Origin of the sequence: Lysinibacillus sp. FW12 (assembly GCF_050817245.1) — a bacterium.
Lineage (GTDB): Bacteria > Bacillota > Bacilli > Bacillales_A > Planococcaceae > Lysinibacillus > Lysinibacillus irui.
Genome location: NZ_CP139094.1, coordinates 3,204,268 through 3,226,134, shown reverse-complemented (window position 1 = coordinate 3,226,134; position 21,867 = coordinate 3,204,268). Strand labels below are relative to the sequence as shown.

Below are 21,867 nucleotides of genomic sequence, written 5' to 3'. Positions count from 1 at the left end.
ACAGTTGCGTAGCGGTTTTCTATGTGTTACTCTTTTTACAGAATTGGTTCATGACCCTTTGAGAGGAGGTGAATGGTGTGAATAAAACAGAATTAGTAAACTCTGTTGCTGAAGCTGCAGGTCTTTCTAAAAAAGACGCTTCTAAAGCAGTTGAAGCTGTATTTGATACAATTCAAGATGCTCTTGCAAAGGGTGACAAAGTACAATTAATTGGTTTTGGTAACTTTGAAGTACGTGAACGTGCGGCTCGTAAAGGTCGTAACCCACAAACTGGTAAAGAAATCGAAATCGCTGCTAGCAAGGTGCCTGCTTTCAAACCAGGTAAAGCGCTTAAAGACGCGGTAAAATAATACACGTCTAGTAGTTACATAGAGCAGTCTTCATGTTAACGAACATGAAGGCTGCTCTTTTTAACTTTTTACATAAGAATTCTACGAGGATTTACTACTCTAAAGGCAATTTTTTTATGAAACAGGTAAGTCATTTTGCGCTAACCATTTGGATGTGCTACGATGCATAGGGAAATGTGTAATGTTTTGATACGCAGGAGGTTTTTTCGGATGTCGAATATTGATTTATTAAAAATAGAAGAAGCAGTAAAAATGATTTTAGAAGCGGTAGGTGAAGACGTAAATCGCGAAGGTTTATTGGATACACCGAAACGTGTAGCTAAAATGTATGCCGAAATGTTTAGCGGCTTGCATGAGGATGCTAAAGATTACTTTAAAACGGTATTTCATGAGGATCATGAAGAATTAGTCCTTGTAAAAGATATTCCTTTTTATTCAATGTGTGAGCATCATCTAGTGCCTTTCTATGGCAAGGCACATGTTGCATACATACCAAATGACGGAGTTGTTGCTGGGCTTAGTAAATTAGGACGTGCCGTTGAAACCATTGCTCGACGTCCACAATTACAAGAGCGTATTACGTCTTCTGTAGCCGAGACGATTATGGAGATGCTTGCACCAAAAGGAGTCTATGTTGTCATTGAGGCTGAGCATATGTGTATGACGATGCGAGGACTAAAAAAACCAGGTTCTAAAACGGTTACTTCGGTTGCTCGGGGTATTTATGAGGAAGATGAAGTAAAACGAAGAGAAGTGCTATCATTTATCCAAATGTCTTAAATTACATGTCTAATTATGTTATGATGTACTAAGAATTTGTCGGATTTAAGGAGTGTACAAAGATGTCACAAGATTATATTGTAATTCAAGCAGAAGAAGATGGTGTACATGTCATTGGATTAACACGTGGAACAGATACAAAATTCCATCATTCAGAAAAATTAGATGCCGGCGAAGTAATGATAGCTCAATTCACAGAACACACGTCTGCCATGAAAATTCGTGGTAAAGCACAAATTCATACAGCACATGGTGTGATCCATAGTGAAGCGAAAAAATAATAAAAATAGTTACTAACATTGTTATTATAAAGAATTTTTTGAGTAAGTCTGAAAAATTCCGATTACAGTGACACCTTGGTAACTGATTTGTACAATAAGCACATATAAAAGCACTAGATGTGAAAAACTGAGTATAGATCTTAAGGGCAGTTAGCATTCCTTCAGCCATTTGTGGGAAAGCTTTACTGCCTGTCGTTTGAAAGAAGCAAAAATTTTTTATTCCGCATCGTTGCGTATGCTATAATGATTCAGTAAGTAAGCGTTATGCCTTAGATAGGACTAGCGTATCTGAAAGTGAAATGGAGTAAGGTCTATGAATGCAACATACATTCAAAATTCAATTGCACAGTTAAAAACAGAGATTTTCATGGATGTTCGTCATAGAACTTTGCAAAAATACACAGGGGTACCTGTGATAGATGAAAATCAATTGTTTTATTTGTTAATCCCGTTTTTGAATGGTGAGGAGTGGCAACAAGAACAACAAGAGGCTGCAATTACTGTTGGCATTGTATACGCGGCATTAGCGGCTCACGATCATATAAAAGAATTAGATGCAACATCAAAAGAACAGCAGCTTACCGTTTTAGCTGGAGATTTTTATAGTGGTCGTTATTATGAACTATTAGCAATGTCAGGGAATGTTGCTTTGATTCGTAGTTTGTCACAAGGCATTGTGGCACGCTGTGAACATCAGATTAAAGTATATGAAGCGGAACAACGAACAAAGGAGCAATGGTACGCGTCGATGAGTACGATTGAATCGGGGTTAATTGCTCAATTTTTCGCTCTTTATTCTTTTAGTGAATATATACCACTTATAGAAAAAAGTTTATTAATCTTGCGTTTAGAAAGAGAATGGACGGCTTATCAACGTGGGCAACAAATGTCTTTAATGGGTAAGGCACTAGAAGAAAGTGTCAGACGAAATGACGCAACCTTTAATAGCGTCATCCAGGAAAAAATTGTGCATTTAAAAACAGAGCTTTTACAGTTGATCGAACAGGCAAGTTTTTTACAAAGTGATATCAAACAAGCTTTACATGCACATGTAGAGGCATCTATTGCTTCTACTAACGGATAAGAGAGGTTTTTCAAAATGGCTAAAACGAAAGAAGAACACGTTCACGAAGTATTTGAGAGTATTTCGGAAAACTACGACAAAATGAATGGTGTGATTAGTTTCCAGATGCATGTTGGCTGGCGTAACGATACGATGAAGCACATGGCTGTTAAACCTGGAACAAAAGCACTCGATGTATGCTGTGGCACAGCAGATTGGACGATCGCATTGGCAGAGGCAGTTGGTGAAAGTGGAGAAGTAAAAGGACTCGACTTTAGTCAAAACATGCTGAAAGTTGGCGAACAAAAAGTAAAGCCGTACCCACAAATTGAACTAATTCATGGAAATGCAATGGAATTACCTTTTCCAGATAATTCATTTGATTATGTGACGATTGGCTTTGGTCTTCGCAATGTACCTGATTATTTACAAGTCTTAAAGGAAATGCATCGTGTTGTAAAACCGGGTGGTATGGTTGTGTGTTTAGAAACATCTCAATCAGAAATTCCTGGTTACCGTCAACTGTTCCGTTTTTATTTTAAATATATAATGCCGATATTTGGTAAAATATTTGCGAAAAGCTATAAGGAATATTCTTGGCTTCAGGAATCTGCGAATGATTTCCCAGGTATGAAGAAGTTAGCGGCATTGTTTGAGCAGGCAGGATTAGAAAAAGTAACGTACAAAGCATACAGTGGCGGGGCTGCGGCAATGCATATGGGCTTTAAAAAGGTACGTTAATGGGGGAAGGTTTTCACACGTGGAAAAGATGAAGTTAAAACTACTCTATTCCGATTTGAAATCAGATATTGATATCATTGAACGAGAGTTAGAAAAAGCAGTGGACTCATCTTCATATTTGATCAACGATGCTTCTCTCCATTTATTACAAGCTGGTGGCAAACGGATACGACCAATTTTTGTGTTATTAGGTGCAAAATTTGGCGATTATGATATTGAGAAGATGAAGGATGTAGCGGTGCCTTTAGAGCTCATTCATATGGCATCACTTGTGCATGATGATGTTATTGATGATTCCGATATGCGAAGAGGACGCCCGACTGTCAAATCACAATGGAATAATAGGGTAGCAATGTACACGGGCGATTTTATTTTTGCACGTGCGCTAGAATATATTACAAAGCTTGAAGACCCACTTGTTCATCAAATTTTAGCACGTACCATGGTAGAGATTGTTAACGGTGAAGTCATTCAAATTGAAGATAAATTTAGATTAGATCAGGGCTTAAAAGATTATTTTAGAAGAATCAAACGTAAAACGGCATTACTTATTTCCTCTAGCTGTGAGCTGGGGGCGGTCGCTGCAGGCGTTGATGCAAAAACAGTGAGACATTTAAAGCGCTTCGGCTACTTTGTGGGCATGAGCTTCCAAATTATCGATGATGTTTTAGATATTATGGCAACAGATAAAGAATTAGGTAAACCCGCGGGTAGTGATTTGTTGCAGGGCAATATTACCTTACCGATCTTATTACTGAAAGATGATCCAGAGATGCAACCTTATTTAGTTAAAGTATTTGCAGGTACACTAACAGAAGCGGAACGTCAAAATATGTTGCAATATGTGCGTAAATCTCATGCAATTGAACAAGCTAATCGTATGAGTGATAAATATTTGAAAAAAGCCTTACAAGAAATAGATGCTTTACCAAAACATCCAGTTAAGAAAAAGCTGCGAGATGTTGCATTGTTTATGGGTAAGCGCAAATTCTAGCTTTTTGTTGTATAAAGGCTCGTTTTTTGTTAATATTTATCGGTAGGTGTAAAACCTGTTAGACGAATTTAAGGAGTGTTTTAAACATGGCAATTGAACAAACTTTTTTAATGGTTAAGCCTGACGGCGTTGAACGTCAAGTAGTTGGAGACATCGTTGATCGTTTCGAACGTCGCGGTTTTGTAATGAAAGGTGCTAAATTAATGGTAATTCCTAAAGAATTAGCAGAAAAGCACTATGCTGAGCATGCTGAGCGTCCATTCTTTGGTGAATTAGTTGATTTCATCACTTCTGGTCCTGTATTCGCTATGGTATGGGAAGGCGAGAACGTAATCAAGCTTGCTCGTACAATGATGGGTGCAACTAAACCTGAAGAATCAAACCCAGGTACAATCCGTGGAGACTACGCAACAACTGTTTCTCACAACATCATCCACGGTTCTGACTCTCTTGCTTCAGCAGAGCGCGAAATCGGCTTATTCTTCGGTGAAGATTTAGTTTAATTCGTGAATAGATTAGGCAATTCCAATTCATTTGGGATTGCTTTTTTTATTACCTTGAGAAACGGAAGAATTACAAAAGGTAATGTTCTATTGCAACATCTAAATAAACTTCTTCTAGATACATATAGAATTGTTAAAAACTTCTTACTCATGTACAATAAAAATATAATATTCAGACAATTAAGTTAGGAATAGAATTGTAGACCTGTCAATAAACTGTGAAGGATGACGAGGAAAAGGGGTTATAGAAATGAGAGAAGTGGTAATTGTCGCAGCAGTTCGAACTGCTGTTGGCCGAAGTAAAGGGGCATTAAGCCAAGTTCGAGCAGATGATTTAGCAGCAGATGTGCTAGAAGAGGTTGTAAGGCGTGCAGGGATTGACAAGGAACAAGTGGATGACGTTATTTTGGGCTGTGTAACGCAAACAGCAGAACAAGGTGCCAATATTGCGCGGACATCCTTATTAATGGCTGGCTTCCCGGATAGTGTGCCAGGGGTAACCATTGATCGTCAATGTGGCTCTAGTCAGCAAGCCGTTCATTTCGCCGCTCAGGCAATTTTAGCGGGAGATATGGATATTGTCATTGCTGGTGGCGTGGAAAGTATGTCGAGAGTACCGATGGGGTCAAACATGCAATATGCGCATAGTAGTAAACGCTTACAGGAGAATTATGACATTATCCATCAAGGGTTATCTGCGGAGAAAATAGCAGCAAAATGGTCTTTATCGAAAGAACAGCTAAATAACTATGCTTACCAAAGCCATCAACGGGCAATTTCTGCTATTGAAGCGGGTCATTTCAAACATGAAATACTACCTATTCAAGTGCCACAAGAGGATGGATCAATGACAACGTTTGCTGTTGACGAGGGACCACGTGCAGAAACAACTATCGAAATTTTAAATGGTTTAAAGACTGTTTTTCAAGAGGATGGCGTCATAACTGCAGGCAATGCAAGTCAGATGAGTGATGGGGCATCAGCAGTTGTGGTGATGGCTTTGGACAAGGCGCAGGAGCTTGGCATTCAACCACTTGCCAAAATTGTGACAAGAGTGGTCGTTGGCTCTGATCCAACATTGATGTTAACAGGGCCAATCGAAGCAACTAGAAAGGCGTTAGAACGAGCAGGCCTCAACATTGAAGATATCGACACTTATGAAGTTAATGAAGCCTTTGCACCAGTGCCACTTGTATGGCTACAAGAAATTGGTGGAGACCCGAATAAGCTTAACCCAGATGGCGGTGCTATAGCACTGGGGCATCCGTTAGGGGCTACAGGCACTAAATTGTTAACGACCATGCTACATCGTATGGAGCGAGAGAATTATCGTTACGGTTTACTTGCCATTTGTGAAGGGATGGGAATGGCTAATGCCACGATCATTGAAAAAATGTAAAAGGGGATAGAGTTGGATGAAAAATCATGAAGTGATTGCAGTAGTAACGGGCGGTGCCTCAGGTTTAGGTGAGGCAACTGTCCGTAAGCTGGTTGAACAAGGTGGCAAAGCAATTATTTTTGATGTGAATGATGAGCGTGGACAAGCTCTAGTACAGGAATTAGGGCAAAGCGTACATTATGTGCGAGTGGATGTCACAAAAGAAGAAGATGTGGCAACAGGTCTTGAGCAGGCCATTGCAGCATTTGGTAAGGTGAATGTGGCGGTAAATTGTGCAGGCATTGCAGATGCGAGTAAAGTCATCTCGAAGCGAGGGGTTCATGCTCTTGCTTTATTTGAAAAAATAATCTCTGTTAATTTAATTGGTACGTTCAATGTAATCCGTCTAGTTGCTGAGAAAATGCAGCATAACGAACCAAATGAGGATGGACAACGTGGCGTCATTATTAATACTGCATCGGTAGCAGCATTTGATGGGCAGATTGGACAAGCGGCTTATAGTGCATCAAAGGGCGGTGTGGCAGCGATGACCTTGCCAATTGCACGAGAGCTTGCAGAAATCGGTGTCCGTGTAATGACCATTGCGCCTGGGATAGTTGAAACGCCAATGTTTGCATCGTTACCTGAGCCAGCAAGAACGGCTCTTGCCCAAATGACACCATTCCCTAAGCGACTTGGTAAACCTTCAGAATATGCCCTGTTAGTTGATAGTATTATCCACAATGGTTTGTTAAATGGGGAGGTCATTCGTCTAGATGGGGCCATCCGCATGCAGCCAAGGTAACTATAAAGTCTATTTTTAATTGGTTTGTAGCAGCTGTAGAGTTGATCGTTTCAAAAATTCGTTTATGAAGGGAAGCGGTAGAATGCATATGATGGATACACCTTTATTATTAACAAGTTTTTTGAATCGCGCAGAACGATTTTTTCACTCAAAGAAGATTTATTCACGAACAAATGCTACAACCATTCACGAGTTCACGTACAAAGAATATGTTAAACGTACCCGCCGTTTAGCTGATGCTCTGACGAAGCTTGGAATGGAGCGAGGCATGAAAGTGGGCACATTTGCTTGGAATCATCATCGCCATTTGGAAGCCTATTTTGCTGTACCGTGTGCAGGGGCAGTACTGCATATGATTAATATTCGATTAGCACCAGAGCATATTGCCTATGTCATCAATCATGCGGAAGACGAAATATTATTAATCGATGACAACCTAGTGCCTTTAATTGCACCAATTGTGTCACAGCTTAAAACGGTAAAGCACTTTATCATTATGGGGGATGCTGTCGAGGTAGAATCTGTGCCCATTGCAAATGCTCTTTCTTATGAGGCATTACTAGCTGAGGCCGATGAACATTTTACATTTCCAGATGACTTAGATGAGAATACGCCTGCAGGCATGTGCTACACAAGTGCAACGACAGGTATGCCAAAAGGGGTTGTTTATACTCACCGTAGCATTGTCCTGCACAGTTTAACGGCTGGTCTTGCTGATAGTATTGCTATTTGTGAATCCGATGTGGTGTTACCTGTTGTACCGATGTTTCACGCTAATGCATGGGGCCTACCCTTTGCTAGTGTTGCATTTGGTTCTACACAGGTGTTACCAGGCCCGATGTTTACCCCACAGCTTTTGCTTGAGTTATTTGAAGTGTATAAAGTCACGTTAACTGCAGGAGTACCTACAATTTGGCTCGGTGTTCTACAAGAGCAACGTCAACATCCACGTGACTTATCGTCTATGCGATTAATTGTTTGTGGAGGATCTGCGTCGCCAATTGGTCTTGTCCGTGGCTTTGAACAAGAACTCAATATCCCATACATGACAGGCTACGGTATGACAGAGACATCACCGCTCGTTAGCCTATCCACGTATTTAACACATATGCAGGACTACACAGCTGATGAAAAGATGAATGTTCGTATTACGCAAGGTATGACGATGCCTCTCATTGAAACTCGAATTGTTAATGAAAATGGTGAAGTGCCATGGGATGGTAAAACAATGGGAGAATTAACGATTAGAGGACCGTGGATTGCCCATGAGTACTATCAAGATGAACGAACGGAAGAAGCGTTTAAAGACGGTTGGCTATACACAGGTGATATTGCCGTGATGACAGTAGATGGCTATATAAAAATCACAGACCGTACGAAGGATTTAATTAAGAGTGGAGGGGAATGGATCTCCTCTGTTGAACTTGAAAATGCATTAATGTCCCATCCAAAAGTATTTGAGGCGGCTGTCATTGCCATTCCGCATGAAAAATGGCTGGAGCGACCATTAGCCTGTGTCGTAGCAAAGCCAGAATTTAAAAATTCTATTACCAAAGAGGAGCTATTAGAGAGTTTACAGGCACAATTCCATAAAACGTGGATCCCTGATGATATTGTCTTCATTGAAGAGGTACCGAAAACGTCTGTTGGTAAATTCCTGAAAGCTAAATTACGAGAAGATTTAAAAGAGTATCGCATTGAAGTTTAACGAAAATGGATAGAATGAAGGTGGTGAAAAGCTACCTTCTTTTTTTAATTGAAATATATCCTAAAAAATGAAACTATTTTTTCCATTTTGCCGTATAATCTTAGTAATGAAAGGAAGTGGACGGAGTGTCAATTGCGATTGTAGCGATTATTGGAGGCGTCATCATCTCATTAGCAGGGATTTTTACAGATGCTCGTACAAGACAGCAAAAAATTAAATTAAAGGCTATCGAAAAAGAGGTGGAGTTAGAAAAGCTTAGGCTGGAAAACTATACAATAGAAACAGAAAAAATGCGTCTGGAATTAGAACAGTCTAAAATGCTATTATTAGAGGAAAAGCAAAACGCAAGCAAGTAGATAGGCAGTTAGAAAGACTATTTCAGGATTGGGACTTTTCCGCTATAATGGAAATACGACGCTAGAGGGGAAGATGACCATATGTCTGATTATGAACAGTTTATAGAAGGTATAAAGCGCAAAACAGGAATAGATTTAGCGTTATATAAAGAGGCGCAAATGAAAAGACGATTAACCTCTCTTTATGAGAAAAAGGGCTATCGTAATTTTGTAGACTTTCTAAAGGCACTTGAACAAGATCGTGATTTAATGAATGAATTTTTAGATCGTATGACGATTAATGTTTCTGAATTTTATCGCAATGGGAAGCGTTGGGAAGTGTTACAAAAGAAAATATTTCCGAAGCTGTTACAAACAAATAAGCGTTTAAAAATTTGGAGTGCTGCTTGTTCAACAGGAGAGGAACCTTATTCTTTAGTGATGGTATTATCTCAATTGTTGCCTTTATCTCAAATTCAAATTATTGCTACTGATTTGGATGAAAATGTAATCCAAAAAGCGAAGCTAGGTGTATACCCTGAACGATCTTTAGCAGAGGTTCCCAATGATATTAAAGCGAAATATTTTGAACAAGAAGGATCCTTTTATCGTGTGAAGGATGAGATTAAGCGTTGTGTTACCTTTAAGAAACATAATTTACTGAACGATTCCTATGACAGCAATTATGACTTAATCGTTTGTCGCAATGTTATGATTTATTTCACTGAAGAAGCGAAAGACCAAATTTATAATGATTTTAGTAAAGCACTGCGCAAGGATGGCGTTTTATTTGTTGGATCGACAGAGCAAATTTTTAATCCAGCACGTTATGAATTTGATGTAGAGGATACATTCTTCTATCGGAAAAATAATTAATAATATGGATGAAAAGCTTTGTACAAATGACCAGAATAGTCATGTACATATAAGTAAGCCGGCATTAAACATAGATATTTCGTACGCTTTTCGCTTATCATAAGCAAAGGCGTATTTTTTATAAAATTGAGCACTTCACTTCAGTAGTGAAGTAAGTTTTTAGAGAAGTCATTCAGAATATTCGCATTTGACTATGAAAATGGTAAGCATTTAAAAGACATTTGTAAAAGGACTGTTTTTTTAAAGAATATATGTTATAGTGAAAAATACATACTTTAGCGAGTTGAAGGGAGAAAGTGTTTATGCGTTACTTAACAGCAGGTGAGTCACACGGACCACAATTAACAACAATTATTGAAGGTTTACCGTCACTCTTATCTATTACAGCAGAAAAAATTAATCACGATTTAAAACGACGTCAGGGAGGTCATGGACGTGGGCGCCGCATGCAAATCGAAACGGATACAGTAGAGATCGTTGCAGGTGTACGTCATGGACAAACACTTGGATCTCCAGTCGCACTTGTCGTAACAAACGATGACTGGAAGCACTGGACTAAAATTATGGGGGCTGAGCCTTTAGCCGATGATATTAATCCAGAGGATATCAAACGTCAAATTTCCCGACCTCGACCAGGTCATGCCGATTTAGTTGGGGGCATGAAATATGGACATCGTGATTTACGTAATGTATTAGAGCGATCTTCTGCACGCGAAACTACTGTTCGTGTTGCAGTCGGGTCAGTGGCGAAAGCTTTACTGAATGAATTGGGTATTTCTATTGTTGCTCATGTCACTGAAATTGTGGGGATTAAAGCTGATACCTCTTTAATAGAAGGAAAAACAGCTGATGAAATCCGTGCCATTGTCGAAGCAGATCCATGTTACTGTGTAGATCCAGAGGCTTCTGCCAAAATGGTTGAGGCAATTGATGAGGCGAAAAAAGCAGGTGATTCCATCGGTGGTGTCGTAGAAGTCATCGTTGAAGGTATGCCAGCAGGAGTTGGTTCATATGTTCATTATGATCGTAAGCTCGATGCAAAACTAGCAGCAGCGATGCTATCTATTAATGCATTCAAAGGTGTTGAATTTGGGCTTGGCTTTGAAATGGCACGCCGAAAAGGCTCTGAAGTGCATGATGAAATTATTTGGTCTGACGAAGAGGGCTATACACGTGCAACAAATCGTTTAGGTGGCTTAGAAGGTGGCATGTCTACTGGAATGCCAATTGTTGTTCGAGGTGTCATGAAGCCAATTCCTACATTATATAAACCATTACAAAGTGTGGATATCGAAACAAAAGAGCCGTTTAAAGCAAGTGTAGAGCGCTCTGATAGCTGTGCAGTACCAGCAGCATCTGTAGTGGCAGAACACGTTATTGCCTGGGAAATAGCTAATGCTATTTTGGAGCAATTTCATAGTGATCAACTTCCACAATTAAAAGCTCAAATTGATGAGCATCGACAATATACAAAGGGGTTCTAATATATGCGAGTACCAGTAGCAACAAAATCCCATCATTATGAGGTTGTTCTTGGTCATCAATTTCTAACGGAAGCTCTTCAAGCATTTGCTGATAAGCTTCAAAAAGCAGATAAGCTGATTGTATTTACAGATGCCAATGTATGGGCTGCACAGGGAGACTATTTCAAGGCTCATTTCCCATATGAATTTAACGTGTTTATTTTGCCTGGTGGCGAAGCATGCAAAACCTTTGAACAGTACAATGCTGCTCAAACATTTTTATTGGAACAAAAATGCTCACGAAAATCATTTATTTTTGCCTTTGGTGGAGGAGCTGTTGGAGATTTAACTGGCTTTGTTGCAGCAACCTATATGCGAGGGATTCCGTTTATTCAAATTCCAACGACCATTTTAGCTCATGATTCTGCGGTTGGGGGTAAAACAGCTATCAATCATCCGTTAGGAAAAAACATGATAGGTGCATTTTATCAGCCAGAAGGTGTTATTTATGATACAGCTTTCACGGAAAGCTTATCTGAGCGCGAAGTACGTTCAGGAACAGCAGAGTTAATTAAGCATGCGATGATTTCTGATCCAGCATGGCTTGAGGAATTAATGGCAGCAGATTCAATCATTCATTTTAATCAACATGAACTAGCAAAACAGCTGAAAAAAGGAATTGAAGTGAAAGCACAAATTGTGGCAGAGGATGAAACAGAGCAATCTGTTCGGAAATTTTTAAACCTAGGCCATACATATGGACACGCCATTGAAGCGGCTGCGGGCTATGGCAAAGTAGCGCATGGTGAAGCGGTAATGATAGGTCTTGTTTATTGTTTATTGCTAAGTGAACGCTATGGAGAATTAGATCGTGCGTTTACCAAAGCGTTTTTACAATTTGCGTTGAAAAATGGTTATCCTTTTGAGGCTGTAAATGATTATTCATTCGACCAGTTAACAGGTTATTTAATGAAAGATAAAAAAACGGAATATGGCATTTTGCAATTTGTTTTACTGGAAAATATAGGTAAACCGTTTGTGAGGGCCATTGAGTTAGAAGAATGCAAAGAAGTAGATGCAGAATATAGACAGTTATTAGCGGAGGTGCTTGTATGATTCGTGGACTAAGAGGGGCAATAACAATTGAATCTGACAAGCCAGAGCTTGTATGGGATGAGACAGCAAGATTAGTACGTGAGGTTGTGGCAGCAAATAACGTGGAAGTAGATGATATTGCATCCATTCTTATTTCCACTACGCCAGATATTACCTCAGCATTTCCTGCTCGTGCGGTACGCATGATGGATGGGTGGCAATATGTGCCTGTAATGTGTACACATGAAATGGATGTGCCCAATGCGTTACCATTGTGTATTCGTATTTTAATCCATGCAAATGTTGAGGTAGCGCAAAAAGATGTCAAGCACTTGTATCTCAATGATGCAGTGAAATTAAGACCAGATTTGGCTAAAGGCTGAATAAGTAGAGGAGATGTTTTAAATGAAGTGGAAACAACAATTGGACGGTATGCAAGCATATAAGCCAGGCAAACCAATTGAAGAAGTTCAGCGTGAATACGGCTTAAAGGAAGTCATTAAATTGGCATCTAATGAAAATCCATTCGGATGCTCACCTAAGGTAACCGCTTATTTACAAAATAATACAGTGAATCATGCACTATATCCTGATGGCTACGCACAAAATTTACGTACGGCTGTTGCGAATCATCTTGATGTTCAAGAAACACAACTTCTTTTTGGTAACGGATCTGATGATATCATTGCTATTATTACTCGTGCACTGTTGTATCCAGGGGTAAATACGATAATGGCTGACCCTTCCTTCTCTCAATACTGGCATAATGCGGAAATTGAAGGGGCTGAAGTACGTAAAGTTCCTTGTATTGAAGGCGCTCATGATTTAGATGCTATGGCAGCTGCAATCGATGACAAAACATCTATTTTGTGGGTATGTAGTCCGAATAATCCTACAGGGGTTGTCATTCCAGATGCTCAATTACGTGCCTTTCTCGCCAAAGTTCCGAGTGATGTACTTGTCGTATTGGATGAAGCGTACATTGAATATGTTACACATCCTGATCATAAAGATACGCTACCTATTATTGATGAATATCCAAATGTTCTTTTATTACGTACTTTCTCTAAAGCGTACGGACTAGCATCATTCCGAGTTGGTTATGCAATAGGGCAACCGGACATTATTGCTAAGCTCGATCCTGTCCGCTCACCGTTTAATAATACGATTTTAAGTCAAGCTGTTGCGGCCATTGCTCTTAGTGATCAAGATTACATTGAAGCATGTCGCAAAGCGAATGAAATCGGTAAAAAGCAATATGTAGAATTCTGTGAAAAGCATAACTTAACATACTACCCATCTGATACGAACTTTATTTTCTTTGATACACATGCTGATAGTGATGTTGTCTTCCAGGAGCTTATGAAAAGAGGATTTATTGTCCGTAGTGGCAATGCTCTAGGATTACCAGGGTTCATCCGTGTCACAATTGGTACAGAGGCGCAAAATGCAGCCTTATTGAATCAACTTGACGAAGTTTTAAAGGAACAAGGAGTATTTGCATGACACGCAAAGTACTCGTTATTGGGCTAGGATTAATTGGCGGTTCCATAGCCCTTGCTTTACAAAAAGCACCTGAAACAAAAATCATTGGCTATGATATGGATGCTCAAACACGTGAACAAGCGAAAACATTGAATATTGTGCATGAAATTGTGACAGATCCGCAAGCTGTTGCTGCTGAAGTTGATATTATTATCTTTGGTACGCCTGTTAATGCAACGCTTGATTGGATGGAGCAATTAAAATCATGGCCGTTAAAAAATAAAGTCATCGTAACAGATACAGGGAGTACAAAAAAATTAATTATGCAAAAAGCCAGCGAATTACGTGAACTCGGCATAACGTTTATTGGAGGACATCCAATGGCAGGTTCACATAAAAGTGGTGTGTTGGCAGCGAAGGCGCATTTATTTGAAAATGCATACTATATGCTTACACCGCTCGCTGGAGAAGAAATTATTCATATGGCGCAGCTTGAAAGTTTACTAAAGTTTACGCACGCAAAAGTCGTTAGCGTTTCGGCCAGTGAACATGATCATATGACAGCTGTAGTAAGTCATTTCCCACATGTCATCGCAGCCTCACTTGTACATCAATTAGGTGGGGAAAATGGGGAATATCCAATGACACGTTCTTTGGCAGCTGGAGGTTTTCGTGATGTTACACGAATCGCCTCTTCCAATCCGATTTTGTGGCGAGATATTACGCTACAAAATCGTGAGGAGCTACTCACGCAATTAGAGGGCTGGGAAAAAGAAATGACTCGTATTAAGGAGCTGCTGACGAATGGTTCTTCGCAGGACATTGAAAACTATTTTTCTGTTGCTAAAGAACTGAGAGATGAATTACCGATTAGTGCAGGGGCAATGTACACACCGTTTGACTTATATGTGGATGTTCCTGACTATCCTGGTGTAATTTCGGAAGTGACGGGCTTTCTTGCGGATGAAGCAATTAGTATTACGAATTTACGAATCGTCGAATCACGCGAAGATGTTTTCGGTATTTTAGTCATTAGCTTTCAAAGTGAAAACGATCGTGAACGTGCTGCTGCATGTATTCAAAAACGAGCAAATTTCGAAACGTATATTTCATAGTTCAAGAAAGCGTCGGTATTGCGGCGCTTTCTATCTTCATATTGGAGGGAAGAAAGTTCATGAGTGAAAAAGTTTTGCAATACAATAAGCCATCTTTACAGGGAGCTTTAACTGTCCCAGGCGATAAATCTGTATCTCACCGCTCTGTGATGTTTGGTGCCATTGCAAGTGGGACTACAACAGTAGAGGGCTTTTTATTAGGAGAAGATTGTTTAAGTACCATCGATTGTTTCCGAAAGCTAGGTGTTGATATTGAGGTGGAAGGAACAAATGTAACCATCCATAGTCCAGGTATGGATAGTTGGCAGGAGCCATCAGAAGTGTTATATACAGGAAACTCTGGTACTACAACACGTCTAATGCTAGGCATTTTAGCCGGATCTTCTGTCCACACTGTGATGACAGGTGATGCATCTATTGGAAAACGTCCAATGCGACGTGTCATAGATCCACTGCGTCAAATGGGAGCACATATTACAGGGCGTGCAGACGGGCAATATACACCACTTGCCATTCAGGGTACGACACTACAAGCCATTGATTATAATATGCCTGTAGCAAGTGCACAGGTGAAGTCTGCTATTTTACTAGCGGGCTTGCGAGCAAATGGAACAACGATAGTTCGAGAAATGGAAGTATCTCGAGATCATACAGAGCGAATGCTACGTCAATTTGGGGCGCATGTTGCAGTAGATAATGGGGTTGTTTCAATTGAAGGAGGACAAGCTCTAAAGGGGACACATGTTTCTGTTCCAGGAGATATTTCTTCAGCAGCCTTTTTCTTAGTGGCAGGAGCAATTTGCGAAAATAGTCAAATAACCCTTCATAATGTTGGCATCAACCCAACACGTGATGGCATTATCGAGGTTCTGCAAAAAATGGGAGCAACGATGACCATAACGCCAAATGATGATAATCAAGCTGAACCTACAGCAACGATTCAAATAGCAACATCTACGTTAAAAGCTACAACGATTGAGGGAGATATTATTCCACGCTTAATTGATGAGATTCCGATTCTAGCATTACTAGCTACACAAGCACATGGTCAAACTATTATTAAGGATGCAGAGGAGCTAAAAGTGAAAGAAACGGACCGTATTACGGCTGTTGTAACGGAATTGAAAAAGCTTGGTGCGCAGATTGAAGCTACAGAAGACGGTATGATTATCAATGGACCAACACCTTTAAAAGGAGCAAATCTTCAAACATATGGTGATCATCGTATTGGCATGATGGGAGCGGTCGCGGCTTTAGTAACGGATGGAGTCGTTACGTTAGATGATGCACAATGTATTGCTGTATCCTATCCATCTTTCTTTGAGCATGTTGAGGCAGTGAAGAACAATTAAAGATAGACTCTCCAAGCTTTTGGGGAGTTTTTTCTTGTTTCAAAGGTAAATGTTTTGTAGCATAAAGGTATCAATGAAAGAATAGGTGAATGACTGTGAACAATGCGATGACTGAAATGATGCAAGCACTTGAACAAGGAGACTTAGCATTAATAGATCAGCTACTAGAATCATTTTTAATGAAGGAGCTACCCGAAGAGATTTATGCACTTGCTGAGATTTTTATGCAATATGGGTATATGAAAGAAGCTGACCGTGTGCTGGAGCATTTACAATTTTTATTCCCAGAAGAGGCACAGTTAAAAATAGATCGTGCAAATGTATTAATGGAGCTTGGTGATGAAGATGAAGCATTAGAATTATTATTAGAAATCGAAGAAACATCACCAGAATATCCTCAAGCTTTATTAGTTTTAGCTGATTATTATCAAATGCAAGGGTTATTTGAGGTGGCAGAAAAACGTATAAATGAAGCATTAGTGATTTTACCAGACGAGCCATTATTACATTTTGCAAAAGCAGAGCTGTTATTTGAAACAGGACGTTTTTTAGAGGCAGCAAGATTATATGAGGAACTATATGAACAGCAAGAGGAATTCGCTGGGATACAACTGGTTGAACGATTGGCCGAGGTGTACCGAGCAGGGGCAGCCTATGAAACAGCTTTCGATTATTATGTAAAGGCTCTTGAGGATGAGGTAAAGCCAGATATTTTATTTGGAGCCGCTTATTCTGCCTTTCAATCACAAAAATACGAGATGGCTATTAAACAATTAGAGGAATTAAAGGAATTAGATCCTGATTATTTTTCAGCCTATTTATTGCTTGCTGAAAGCTACGCTATGACAGAGGATAATTCAAAGGCCTATGCTGCCATTCAAGAGGGATTAAAACGCGATGAGTATGATAAATCACTTTATTTATTTGCTGGTAAAATGGCATTGAAAAATGGTTTACCAGAAGAAGCAGAACAACACCTAAGAGAAGCCATAGCGCTTGATCCTGAATATATGGAAGCGGTACTGGCACTTATTTCTGTGTTAGGCCAACAAGAGCGCCATGAGGATGTTATTGAATTATTTGAATCTTTACAGCAAAATGATTTTGAATGGAGCGCATTATATCCTTTTGCGGCAGAAGCATATGAAAATTTAGAATTGTACGACCGTGCATACGAATTTTACCGTTTGGCATATAATGATTTTAAGGAAGACGCAACATTTTTAGAGAAATATGTTTACTTCTTATTAGAGGAAGGAAAACGTTCAGAGGCAAAAGAGGTTCTTGGACAATTAATCAACATTCAACCGGGTGAACCAGAGTGGCAAGAGAAGTTAGAAACCTTAGAATTTGAGTAAAGGAGGGAGTGGGTATGACTGCTTCTGTATCAGTTGTTGATAAAAAAGCATTTGTTCGATGGTTTTTAAAAAATTATCAATTGAAACGTCGTGAGTGTGTATGGATTTTAAATTACTTATTAAGTAATGATGACCTATTAAAAAGAATCCGATTTGTGGAAGAAGCTCATTATTGTCCTAGGGCAATGGTGATGTCGACAGTAGACTCAACAGGTGTGCCTTTTCGTTTCTATAAAGGCAATGTAATGACGGCAGATGCTGAGAAGTCTTTCCATGATTTACGACTACATGAACAAGAAGATATGTATATACAATTGAATTTTCCAAATATACCACCAAGTGCACAATACTTAGCAGTTCTCGAAGAAAACCCTTATATGCCAGAAACACTGTTAGTCAGTGAAAAAGATCGTTTACTGGCAGAAGAGCTGCTTTCCAATAGCTTACTCGTATTCCAGGAAGAAAAATTACTCGCACAAATTGATGAAGCCCTCGACCAGGGAGATGAAGAGCGTTTTTATGAATTGTCTAATTTGTTACAAGCACTAAAGGAAACGGCCAATTTACGTTAATCATAGGTAAAATTTGAATGTCCTTTATCCACTTCAATATGGTAACATTACTAGTGAATGATTGTTTTCACTTTTAATTGGGTATCCTATTGAAGAGTGGATAAGGGATTTTTATTTTGCAATAAAAGGAGGTTTGTTGGATGTATTTTAATGCAAACGATGTGACATCGTTTATGGCACAGAAGGATTTCATTGATACTGCAATTGTTCCACTCGTATCCATTGATCTATCTTCTGAAAAAATGAAACAGAGTGGTGCGGAAGTAGATTTTGTTATGTCTTTAACTTCATTTATAGAGCAACAGTTCAAAGGCCGTTTACTAGTCATGCCACCATTTTCTTATATGACAACTTTAAAAAACGAAGATTTACCACAGCAATTAGAAGCACAATTACATAATGCTGGATTTAAGCATGTGTTCTTCATTACTTGTGACCATTTTTGGACAAATAGTGGGGATATAGTAAATATTATATGGTTACCAGCTATTCCATTAGAAAGTATGGATGCCAGTGTGAAAAAATCCATTCTGGAAGATCAACTACGACAAGTGATTCCGATGCTTTCGACCAAATGGGCACAGATTTAACAATTAGTTTCAATAAATGTTCACATTCTCCAGCTTTCCACAGAATGCTATATTGACCAAGCTATGGACTTGATATATCATATATATGTCCTAGTATTACTATTTGTAAAAGTATGTCCGTTGGACTGACCTTTAAGTTAGAGGGGGGAAAATAATGAGTAATAATCGAGTTTCACGTCGTCAATTTCTTAGCTATACACTAACTGGTGTAGGTGGATTTATGGCGGCAGGTATGCTAATGCCAATGCTTCGATTCGCAATTGATCCAGTGTTACAAAAGCATGATGGTGGAGATTTTGTTAAAACAGAGCATAAAATCGCTGACCTCACTGAAGAACCTGTAAAAGTTGACTTTTCATTCGAACAAGTTGATGCATGGTACAAATCGGATGTTACAAACGTAGCGTGGGTATACAAAAATGGCGATCAAATCATTGCCCTATCACCAGTATGTAAACATTTAGGATGTATGGTTGACTGGAATGGAGATTCTGCACACCCAGAACAATTCTTCTGCCCATGTCACGCAGGTCGTTATGAGAAAAACGGGAAAAACATTGCAGGTACACCACCTCTAGGTCCGTTGGATGAATTTGAAGTAAAAGAACAAGATGGCTATTTAATGATTGGTCCAGCAAAAGCAAATACTCTAGTTAAATAAGTAAGGGGGTACGACAAGTGCTAAATAAAATTTACGATTGGGTCGATGAACGCCTAGATATTACACCTATTTGGCGTGATATTGCCGACCACGAAGTGCCAGAGCACGTTAACCCTGCACATCATTTTTCAGCATTCGTTTACTGCTTTGGTGGATTAACATTCTTCATCACAGTAATTCAAATTCTATCTGGTATGTTCCTAACAATGTACTATGTACCAGACGTTGTGAATGCCTGGAAATCAGTTTATTATTTACAAAACGAAGTAGCATTTGGTGAAATCGTCCGCGGTATGCACCACTGGGGAGCTTCATTAGTTATCGTAATGATGTTCTTACATACGCTTCGTGTATTCTTCACAGGTTCTTATAAGAAACCTCGTGAGTTAAACTGGATGGTTGGTGTAGGTATTTTTGGTGTAATGATGGGTCTTGGCTTTACAGGATACTTATTACCATGGGATATGAAAGCATTATTCGCTACTAAAGTAGGTATCGAGATTGCTGCATCTGTACCGTTTATCGGTTCAATGATTAAAGTATTATTAGCGGGTGACACAACGATTCTAGGTGCTCAAACGTTAACACGATTCTTTGCGATTCATGTATTCTTCTTACCTGCAGTATTGTTTGGGTTACTTGCAGCGCACTTTATCATGATTCGTCGCCAAGGAATTTCAGGACCGTTGTAATTGTCTTGACGGTTCGATGATCTTTAAAAGGAGGGGACACTATGCATCGCGGAAAAGGAATGAAATTCGTCGGCGATTCTCGTATTAAAGCGAATCACAGAATGCCGAACGTTCCAAAGGATTATTCCGAATATCCAGGTAAGACGGAAGCTTTCTGGCCGAACTTCTTACTGAAGGAATGGATGGTAGGTGCTGTATTTTTAATTGGATACTTATTATTAACTGTCGCTCACCCGTCACCACTTGAAGGGCCGGCAGATCCAACTAGAGCATATACACCGCTACCGGACTGGTACTTCTTATTTATGTATCAACTTTTAAAATACTCATTTGCTTCTGGTCCATACAATGTAATCGGAGCAATTGTTATTCCAGGTCTTGCATTTGGAGCGCTATTATTAATGCCATTTTTAGACAAGGGTCCAGAACGTCGTCCATCTAAACGTCCATTACCAACAGCGTTTATGTTATTAACTTTAGCTGCTATGTTCTACCTAACTTGGGAGTCAGTTGTTAACCACGACTGGGAAGCTCAAAAAGCTATGGGTGCAATCGTAGAAACAGTAGAGTTCGATAAAGAATCTGAAGGTTATAAAATCTACGCTGGTTCTGCATGTATTACATGTCACGGTGAAGGCTTAGAAGGTGGGGCTGGTGCACCATCTCTAATGAACACTGGTTTAACAGCTGATGAAATTAAGGACATTGCTCATAATGGTCGTGGAAACATGCCACCAGGATTATGGACAGGTTCAGATGAAGATCTTCAAAAACTTGCTGAATTCATCGAAAGCTTAAAAGCAGAGTAATAGTAAAAGAGTCAGGAAACTGGCTCTTTTTTTCTACCTTGTTATAGTAATGGGACTGAAAGCCAAACTAAAAGGTTCCCGTGTGTAAAGAATTTTAGCGAAAAATGTCGAAAAGACGTTTAATCTAGGAATTAATAAGCGAATTAAATCAAAAAAATAACATATCCTAGGTCTCAAAGCTATACATACTGAATGTTTTTAAAAAGAGGAAGGAGTTGATGATGATGCAATTAACAAGAGCAAATATTTGGTTTCTTCTTACTCATAAAACTTTTTTAATCGCGCTATTAATTATTAATTTACTAGGTACAATCTATGGATATTATTGGTATGGATGGCAGTTAGCCATTACAAAGCCTATTTTTTATATTTTTGTGCCAGATAGTCCGACAGCAAGTCTTTTCTTTTGTTTTGTGCTGATAGCTTGGATTATGGGTAAAAGCTGGCCACTCATGGAAGTGCTGGCACTCGTTACATTGGTAAAGTATGGCCTTTGGGCAGATGTCATGAATATTTGGACATTAATTGAAACAGGAACGATAGGCTGGCAAGGCTGGATGCTTGTAGGATCGCATTTTGCAATGGCCGTTCAAGCCATATTATATATGAAGAAATATGTTTTCTCTTATTGGCATGTAGCTATAGCTGCTGTATGGACGCTCCATAACGATGTTATTGACTATGTATTTGGTCAAATGCCTATGTATCGAGATTTAGCCGATTACACAAGCTATATTGGCTACTTCACGTTTTGGTTATCAATTGCATGTATTTTTCTTGCAATTTTCTCAATTAGATGGCGCAAATATTTGCCGAATTAGGGTATAAATTATAGAATTATAGTATCGAGGTAGAAAGGGG

At 39.3% G+C, this 21,867-nt stretch carries 25 protein-coding genes; all 25 read left to right on the top strand.

The window, feature by feature from the left end:
- The first annotated feature begins 77 nt into the window (after positions 1 to 77).
- The 25 genes from SJW71_RS16790 (at position 78) to SJW71_RS16670 (ending at position 21,827) form a co-directional block, all read left to right on the top strand.
- Positions 78 to 350 carry an HU family DNA-binding protein gene (locus tag SJW71_RS16790; protein ID WP_004232618.1) on the top strand — a complete coding sequence of 91 codons (273 nt, stop codon included), beginning with the start codon at positions 78 to 80 and terminating at the stop codon, positions 348 to 350.
- A gap of 210 nt (positions 351 to 560) precedes the next feature.
- Positions 561 to 1,130, top strand: coding sequence for a GTP cyclohydrolase I FolE (gene folE / locus SJW71_RS16785; RefSeq protein WP_036126769.1), 570 nt, complete (start codon positions 561 to 563; stop codon positions 1,128 to 1,130).
- A gap of 62 nt (positions 1,131 to 1,192) precedes the next feature.
- Complete coding sequence (gene mtrB / locus SJW71_RS16780; RefSeq protein WP_008180408.1) at positions 1,193 to 1,411, top strand: trp RNA-binding attenuation protein MtrB; 219 nt, start codon at positions 1,193 to 1,195, stop codon at positions 1,409 to 1,411.
- 313 nt (positions 1,412 to 1,724) lie between these two features.
- Complete coding sequence (locus tag SJW71_RS16775) at positions 1,725 to 2,495, top strand: heptaprenyl diphosphate synthase component 1 (RefSeq protein ID WP_274796345.1); 771 nt, start codon at positions 1,725 to 1,727, stop codon at positions 2,493 to 2,495.
- Positions 2,496 to 2,510: 15 nt separating this feature from the next.
- Positions 2,511 to 3,215, top strand: coding sequence for a demethylmenaquinone methyltransferase (locus tag SJW71_RS16770; protein ID WP_274796346.1), 705 nt, complete (start codon positions 2,511 to 2,513; stop codon positions 3,213 to 3,215).
- Positions 3,216 to 3,234: 19 nt separating this feature from the next.
- Positions 3,235 to 4,209: a heptaprenyl diphosphate synthase component II gene (gene hepT / locus SJW71_RS16765; protein ID WP_274796347.1), complete on the top strand. Its 975-nt coding sequence runs from the start codon at positions 3,235 to 3,237 to the stop codon at positions 4,207 to 4,209.
- Between the two features lie 86 nt (positions 4,210 to 4,295).
- Entirely contained in the window at positions 4,296 to 4,712 is a 417-nt protein-coding gene (ndk, locus tag SJW71_RS16760; RefSeq protein ID WP_016994415.1) for a nucleoside-diphosphate kinase, read from the top strand.
- A gap of 250 nt (positions 4,713 to 4,962) precedes the next feature.
- Complete coding sequence (locus SJW71_RS16755; protein WP_313471474.1) at positions 4,963 to 6,111, top strand: thiolase family protein; 1,149 nt, start codon at positions 4,963 to 4,965, stop codon at positions 6,109 to 6,111.
- A gap of 16 nt (positions 6,112 to 6,127) precedes the next feature.
- A complete protein-coding gene (locus SJW71_RS16750; RefSeq protein ID WP_274796358.1) occupies positions 6,128 to 6,895 on the top strand; it encodes a 3-hydroxyacyl-CoA dehydrogenase in 768 nt (255 codons plus the stop codon).
- 82 nt (positions 6,896 to 6,977) lie between these two features.
- Positions 6,978 to 8,603 (top strand): long-chain fatty acid--CoA ligase, encoded by a 1,626-nt coding sequence (locus SJW71_RS16745; protein WP_312505633.1) that lies wholly within the window; start codon positions 6,978 to 6,980, stop codon positions 8,601 to 8,603.
- Positions 8,604 to 8,728: 125 nt separating this feature from the next.
- Positions 8,729 to 8,959, top strand: a complete 231-nt coding sequence (locus SJW71_RS16740; RefSeq protein ID WP_274796360.1) for a hypothetical protein — start codon at positions 8,729 to 8,731, stop codon at positions 8,957 to 8,959.
- Between the two features lie 81 nt (positions 8,960 to 9,040).
- The gene (locus tag SJW71_RS16735) at positions 9,041 to 9,814 is read left to right on the top strand and encodes a CheR family methyltransferase (RefSeq protein WP_274796361.1); all 774 of its coding nucleotides are present in this window, start codon (positions 9,041 to 9,043) and stop codon (positions 9,812 to 9,814) included.
- Positions 9,815 to 10,116: 302 nt separating this feature from the next.
- A complete protein-coding gene (aroC, locus tag SJW71_RS16730; RefSeq protein WP_274796362.1) occupies positions 10,117 to 11,298 on the top strand; it encodes a chorismate synthase in 1,182 nt (393 codons plus the stop codon).
- A gap of 3 nt (positions 11,299 to 11,301) precedes the next feature.
- Positions 11,302 to 12,393: a 3-dehydroquinate synthase gene (gene aroB, locus SJW71_RS16725; RefSeq protein ID WP_274796363.1), complete on the top strand. Its 1,092-nt coding sequence runs from the start codon at positions 11,302 to 11,304 to the stop codon at positions 12,391 to 12,393.
- Positions 12,390 to 12,755, top strand: coding sequence for a chorismate mutase (gene aroH / locus SJW71_RS16720; protein WP_274796364.1), 366 nt, complete (start codon positions 12,390 to 12,392; stop codon positions 12,753 to 12,755). The genes aroB and aroH overlap by 4 nt, the downstream gene beginning before the upstream one ends.
- Before the next feature lie 22 nt (positions 12,756 to 12,777).
- Positions 12,778 to 13,878, top strand: a complete 1,101-nt coding sequence (hisC, locus tag SJW71_RS16715) for a histidinol-phosphate transaminase (RefSeq protein WP_312505630.1) — start codon at positions 12,778 to 12,780, stop codon at positions 13,876 to 13,878.
- Positions 13,875 to 14,972 (top strand): prephenate dehydrogenase, encoded by a 1,098-nt coding sequence (locus SJW71_RS16710; RefSeq protein ID WP_274796367.1) that lies wholly within the window; start codon positions 13,875 to 13,877, stop codon positions 14,970 to 14,972. Before hisC ends, SJW71_RS16710 begins: the two co-directional genes overlap by 4 nt.
- 59 nt (positions 14,973 to 15,031) lie before the next feature.
- The gene (gene aroA / locus SJW71_RS16705) at positions 15,032 to 16,324 is read left to right on the top strand and encodes a 3-phosphoshikimate 1-carboxyvinyltransferase (RefSeq protein WP_407133373.1); all 1,293 of its coding nucleotides are present in this window, start codon (positions 15,032 to 15,034) and stop codon (positions 16,322 to 16,324) included.
- An 89-nt stretch (positions 16,325 to 16,413) separates the two neighbouring features.
- The gene (locus SJW71_RS16700; RefSeq protein WP_274796370.1) at positions 16,414 to 17,682 is read left to right on the top strand and encodes a tetratricopeptide repeat protein; all 1,269 of its coding nucleotides are present in this window, start codon (positions 16,414 to 16,416) and stop codon (positions 17,680 to 17,682) included.
- Between the two features lie 14 nt (positions 17,683 to 17,696).
- Positions 17,697 to 18,254: a ReoY family proteolytic degradation factor gene (locus tag SJW71_RS16695; protein ID WP_036123193.1), complete on the top strand. Its 558-nt coding sequence runs from the start codon at positions 17,697 to 17,699 to the stop codon at positions 18,252 to 18,254.
- A 140-nt stretch (positions 18,255 to 18,394) separates the two neighbouring features.
- Positions 18,395 to 18,844: a DUF2487 family protein gene (locus SJW71_RS16690; RefSeq protein ID WP_274796371.1), complete on the top strand. Its 450-nt coding sequence runs from the start codon at positions 18,395 to 18,397 to the stop codon at positions 18,842 to 18,844.
- A 154-nt stretch (positions 18,845 to 18,998) separates the two neighbouring features.
- The gene (locus tag SJW71_RS16685) at positions 18,999 to 19,505 is read left to right on the top strand and encodes a ubiquinol-cytochrome c reductase iron-sulfur subunit (protein WP_312505623.1); all 507 of its coding nucleotides are present in this window, start codon (positions 18,999 to 19,001) and stop codon (positions 19,503 to 19,505) included.
- 17 nt (positions 19,506 to 19,522) lie between these two features.
- Positions 19,523 to 20,197 carry a menaquinol-cytochrome c reductase cytochrome b subunit gene (gene qcrB / locus SJW71_RS16680; RefSeq protein ID WP_008181573.1) on the top strand — a complete coding sequence of 225 codons (675 nt, stop codon included), beginning with the start codon at positions 19,523 to 19,525 and terminating at the stop codon, positions 20,195 to 20,197.
- Positions 20,198 to 20,238: 41 nt separating this feature from the next.
- Positions 20,239 to 21,006, top strand: a complete 768-nt coding sequence (locus SJW71_RS16675; RefSeq protein ID WP_313471002.1) for a menaquinol-cytochrome c reductase cytochrome b/c subunit — start codon at positions 20,239 to 20,241, stop codon at positions 21,004 to 21,006.
- Positions 21,007 to 21,230: 224 nt separating this feature from the next.
- Positions 21,231 to 21,827 (top strand): DUF1405 domain-containing protein, encoded by a 597-nt coding sequence (locus tag SJW71_RS16670; RefSeq protein WP_312505622.1) that lies wholly within the window; start codon positions 21,231 to 21,233, stop codon positions 21,825 to 21,827.
- The last annotated feature ends 40 nt before the right edge of the window (positions 21,828 to 21,867 follow it).

Coding starts and splice junctions, on each gene's coding strand:
- folE (WP_036126769.1), top strand. CDS start 561: ATGTCGAATATTGATTTATTAAAAATAGAAGAAGCAGTAAAAATGATT.
- mtrB (WP_008180408.1), top strand. CDS start 1,193: ATGTCACAAGATTATATTGTAATTCAAGCAGAAGAAGATGGTGTACAT.
- SJW71_RS16775 (WP_274796345.1), top strand. CDS start 1,725: ATGAATGCAACATACATTCAAAATTCAATTGCACAGTTAAAAACAGAG.
- SJW71_RS16770 (WP_274796346.1), top strand. CDS start 2,511: ATGGCTAAAACGAAAGAAGAACACGTTCACGAAGTATTTGAGAGTATT.
- ndk (WP_016994415.1), top strand. CDS start 4,296: ATGGCAATTGAACAAACTTTTTTAATGGTTAAGCCTGACGGCGTTGAA.
- SJW71_RS16755 (WP_313471474.1), top strand. CDS start 4,963: ATGAGAGAAGTGGTAATTGTCGCAGCAGTTCGAACTGCTGTTGGCCGA.
- SJW71_RS16750 (WP_274796358.1), top strand. CDS start 6,128: ATGAAAAATCATGAAGTGATTGCAGTAGTAACGGGCGGTGCCTCAGGT.
- SJW71_RS16745 (WP_312505633.1), top strand. CDS start 6,978: ATGCATATGATGGATACACCTTTATTATTAACAAGTTTTTTGAATCGC.
- SJW71_RS16735 (WP_274796361.1), top strand. CDS start 9,041: ATGTCTGATTATGAACAGTTTATAGAAGGTATAAAGCGCAAAACAGGA.
- aroC (WP_274796362.1), top strand. CDS start 10,117: ATGCGTTACTTAACAGCAGGTGAGTCACACGGACCACAATTAACAACA.
- aroB (WP_274796363.1), top strand. CDS start 11,302: ATGCGAGTACCAGTAGCAACAAAATCCCATCATTATGAGGTTGTTCTT.
- aroH (WP_274796364.1), top strand. CDS start 12,390: ATGATTCGTGGACTAAGAGGGGCAATAACAATTGAATCTGACAAGCCA.
- hisC (WP_312505630.1), top strand. CDS start 12,778: ATGAAGTGGAAACAACAATTGGACGGTATGCAAGCATATAAGCCAGGC.
- SJW71_RS16710 (WP_274796367.1), top strand. CDS start 13,875: ATGACACGCAAAGTACTCGTTATTGGGCTAGGATTAATTGGCGGTTCC.
- aroA (WP_407133373.1), top strand. CDS start 15,032: ATGAGTGAAAAAGTTTTGCAATACAATAAGCCATCTTTACAGGGAGCT.
- SJW71_RS16700 (WP_274796370.1), top strand. CDS start 16,414: ATGACTGTGAACAATGCGATGACTGAAATGATGCAAGCACTTGAACAA.
- SJW71_RS16695 (WP_036123193.1), top strand. CDS start 17,697: ATGACTGCTTCTGTATCAGTTGTTGATAAAAAAGCATTTGTTCGATGG.
- SJW71_RS16690 (WP_274796371.1), top strand. CDS start 18,395: ATGTATTTTAATGCAAACGATGTGACATCGTTTATGGCACAGAAGGAT.
- SJW71_RS16685 (WP_312505623.1), top strand. CDS start 18,999: ATGAGTAATAATCGAGTTTCACGTCGTCAATTTCTTAGCTATACACTA.
- SJW71_RS16675 (WP_313471002.1), top strand. CDS start 20,239: ATGCATCGCGGAAAAGGAATGAAATTCGTCGGCGATTCTCGTATTAAA.
- SJW71_RS16670 (WP_312505622.1), top strand. CDS start 21,231: ATGCAATTAACAAGAGCAAATATTTGGTTTCTTCTTACTCATAAAACT.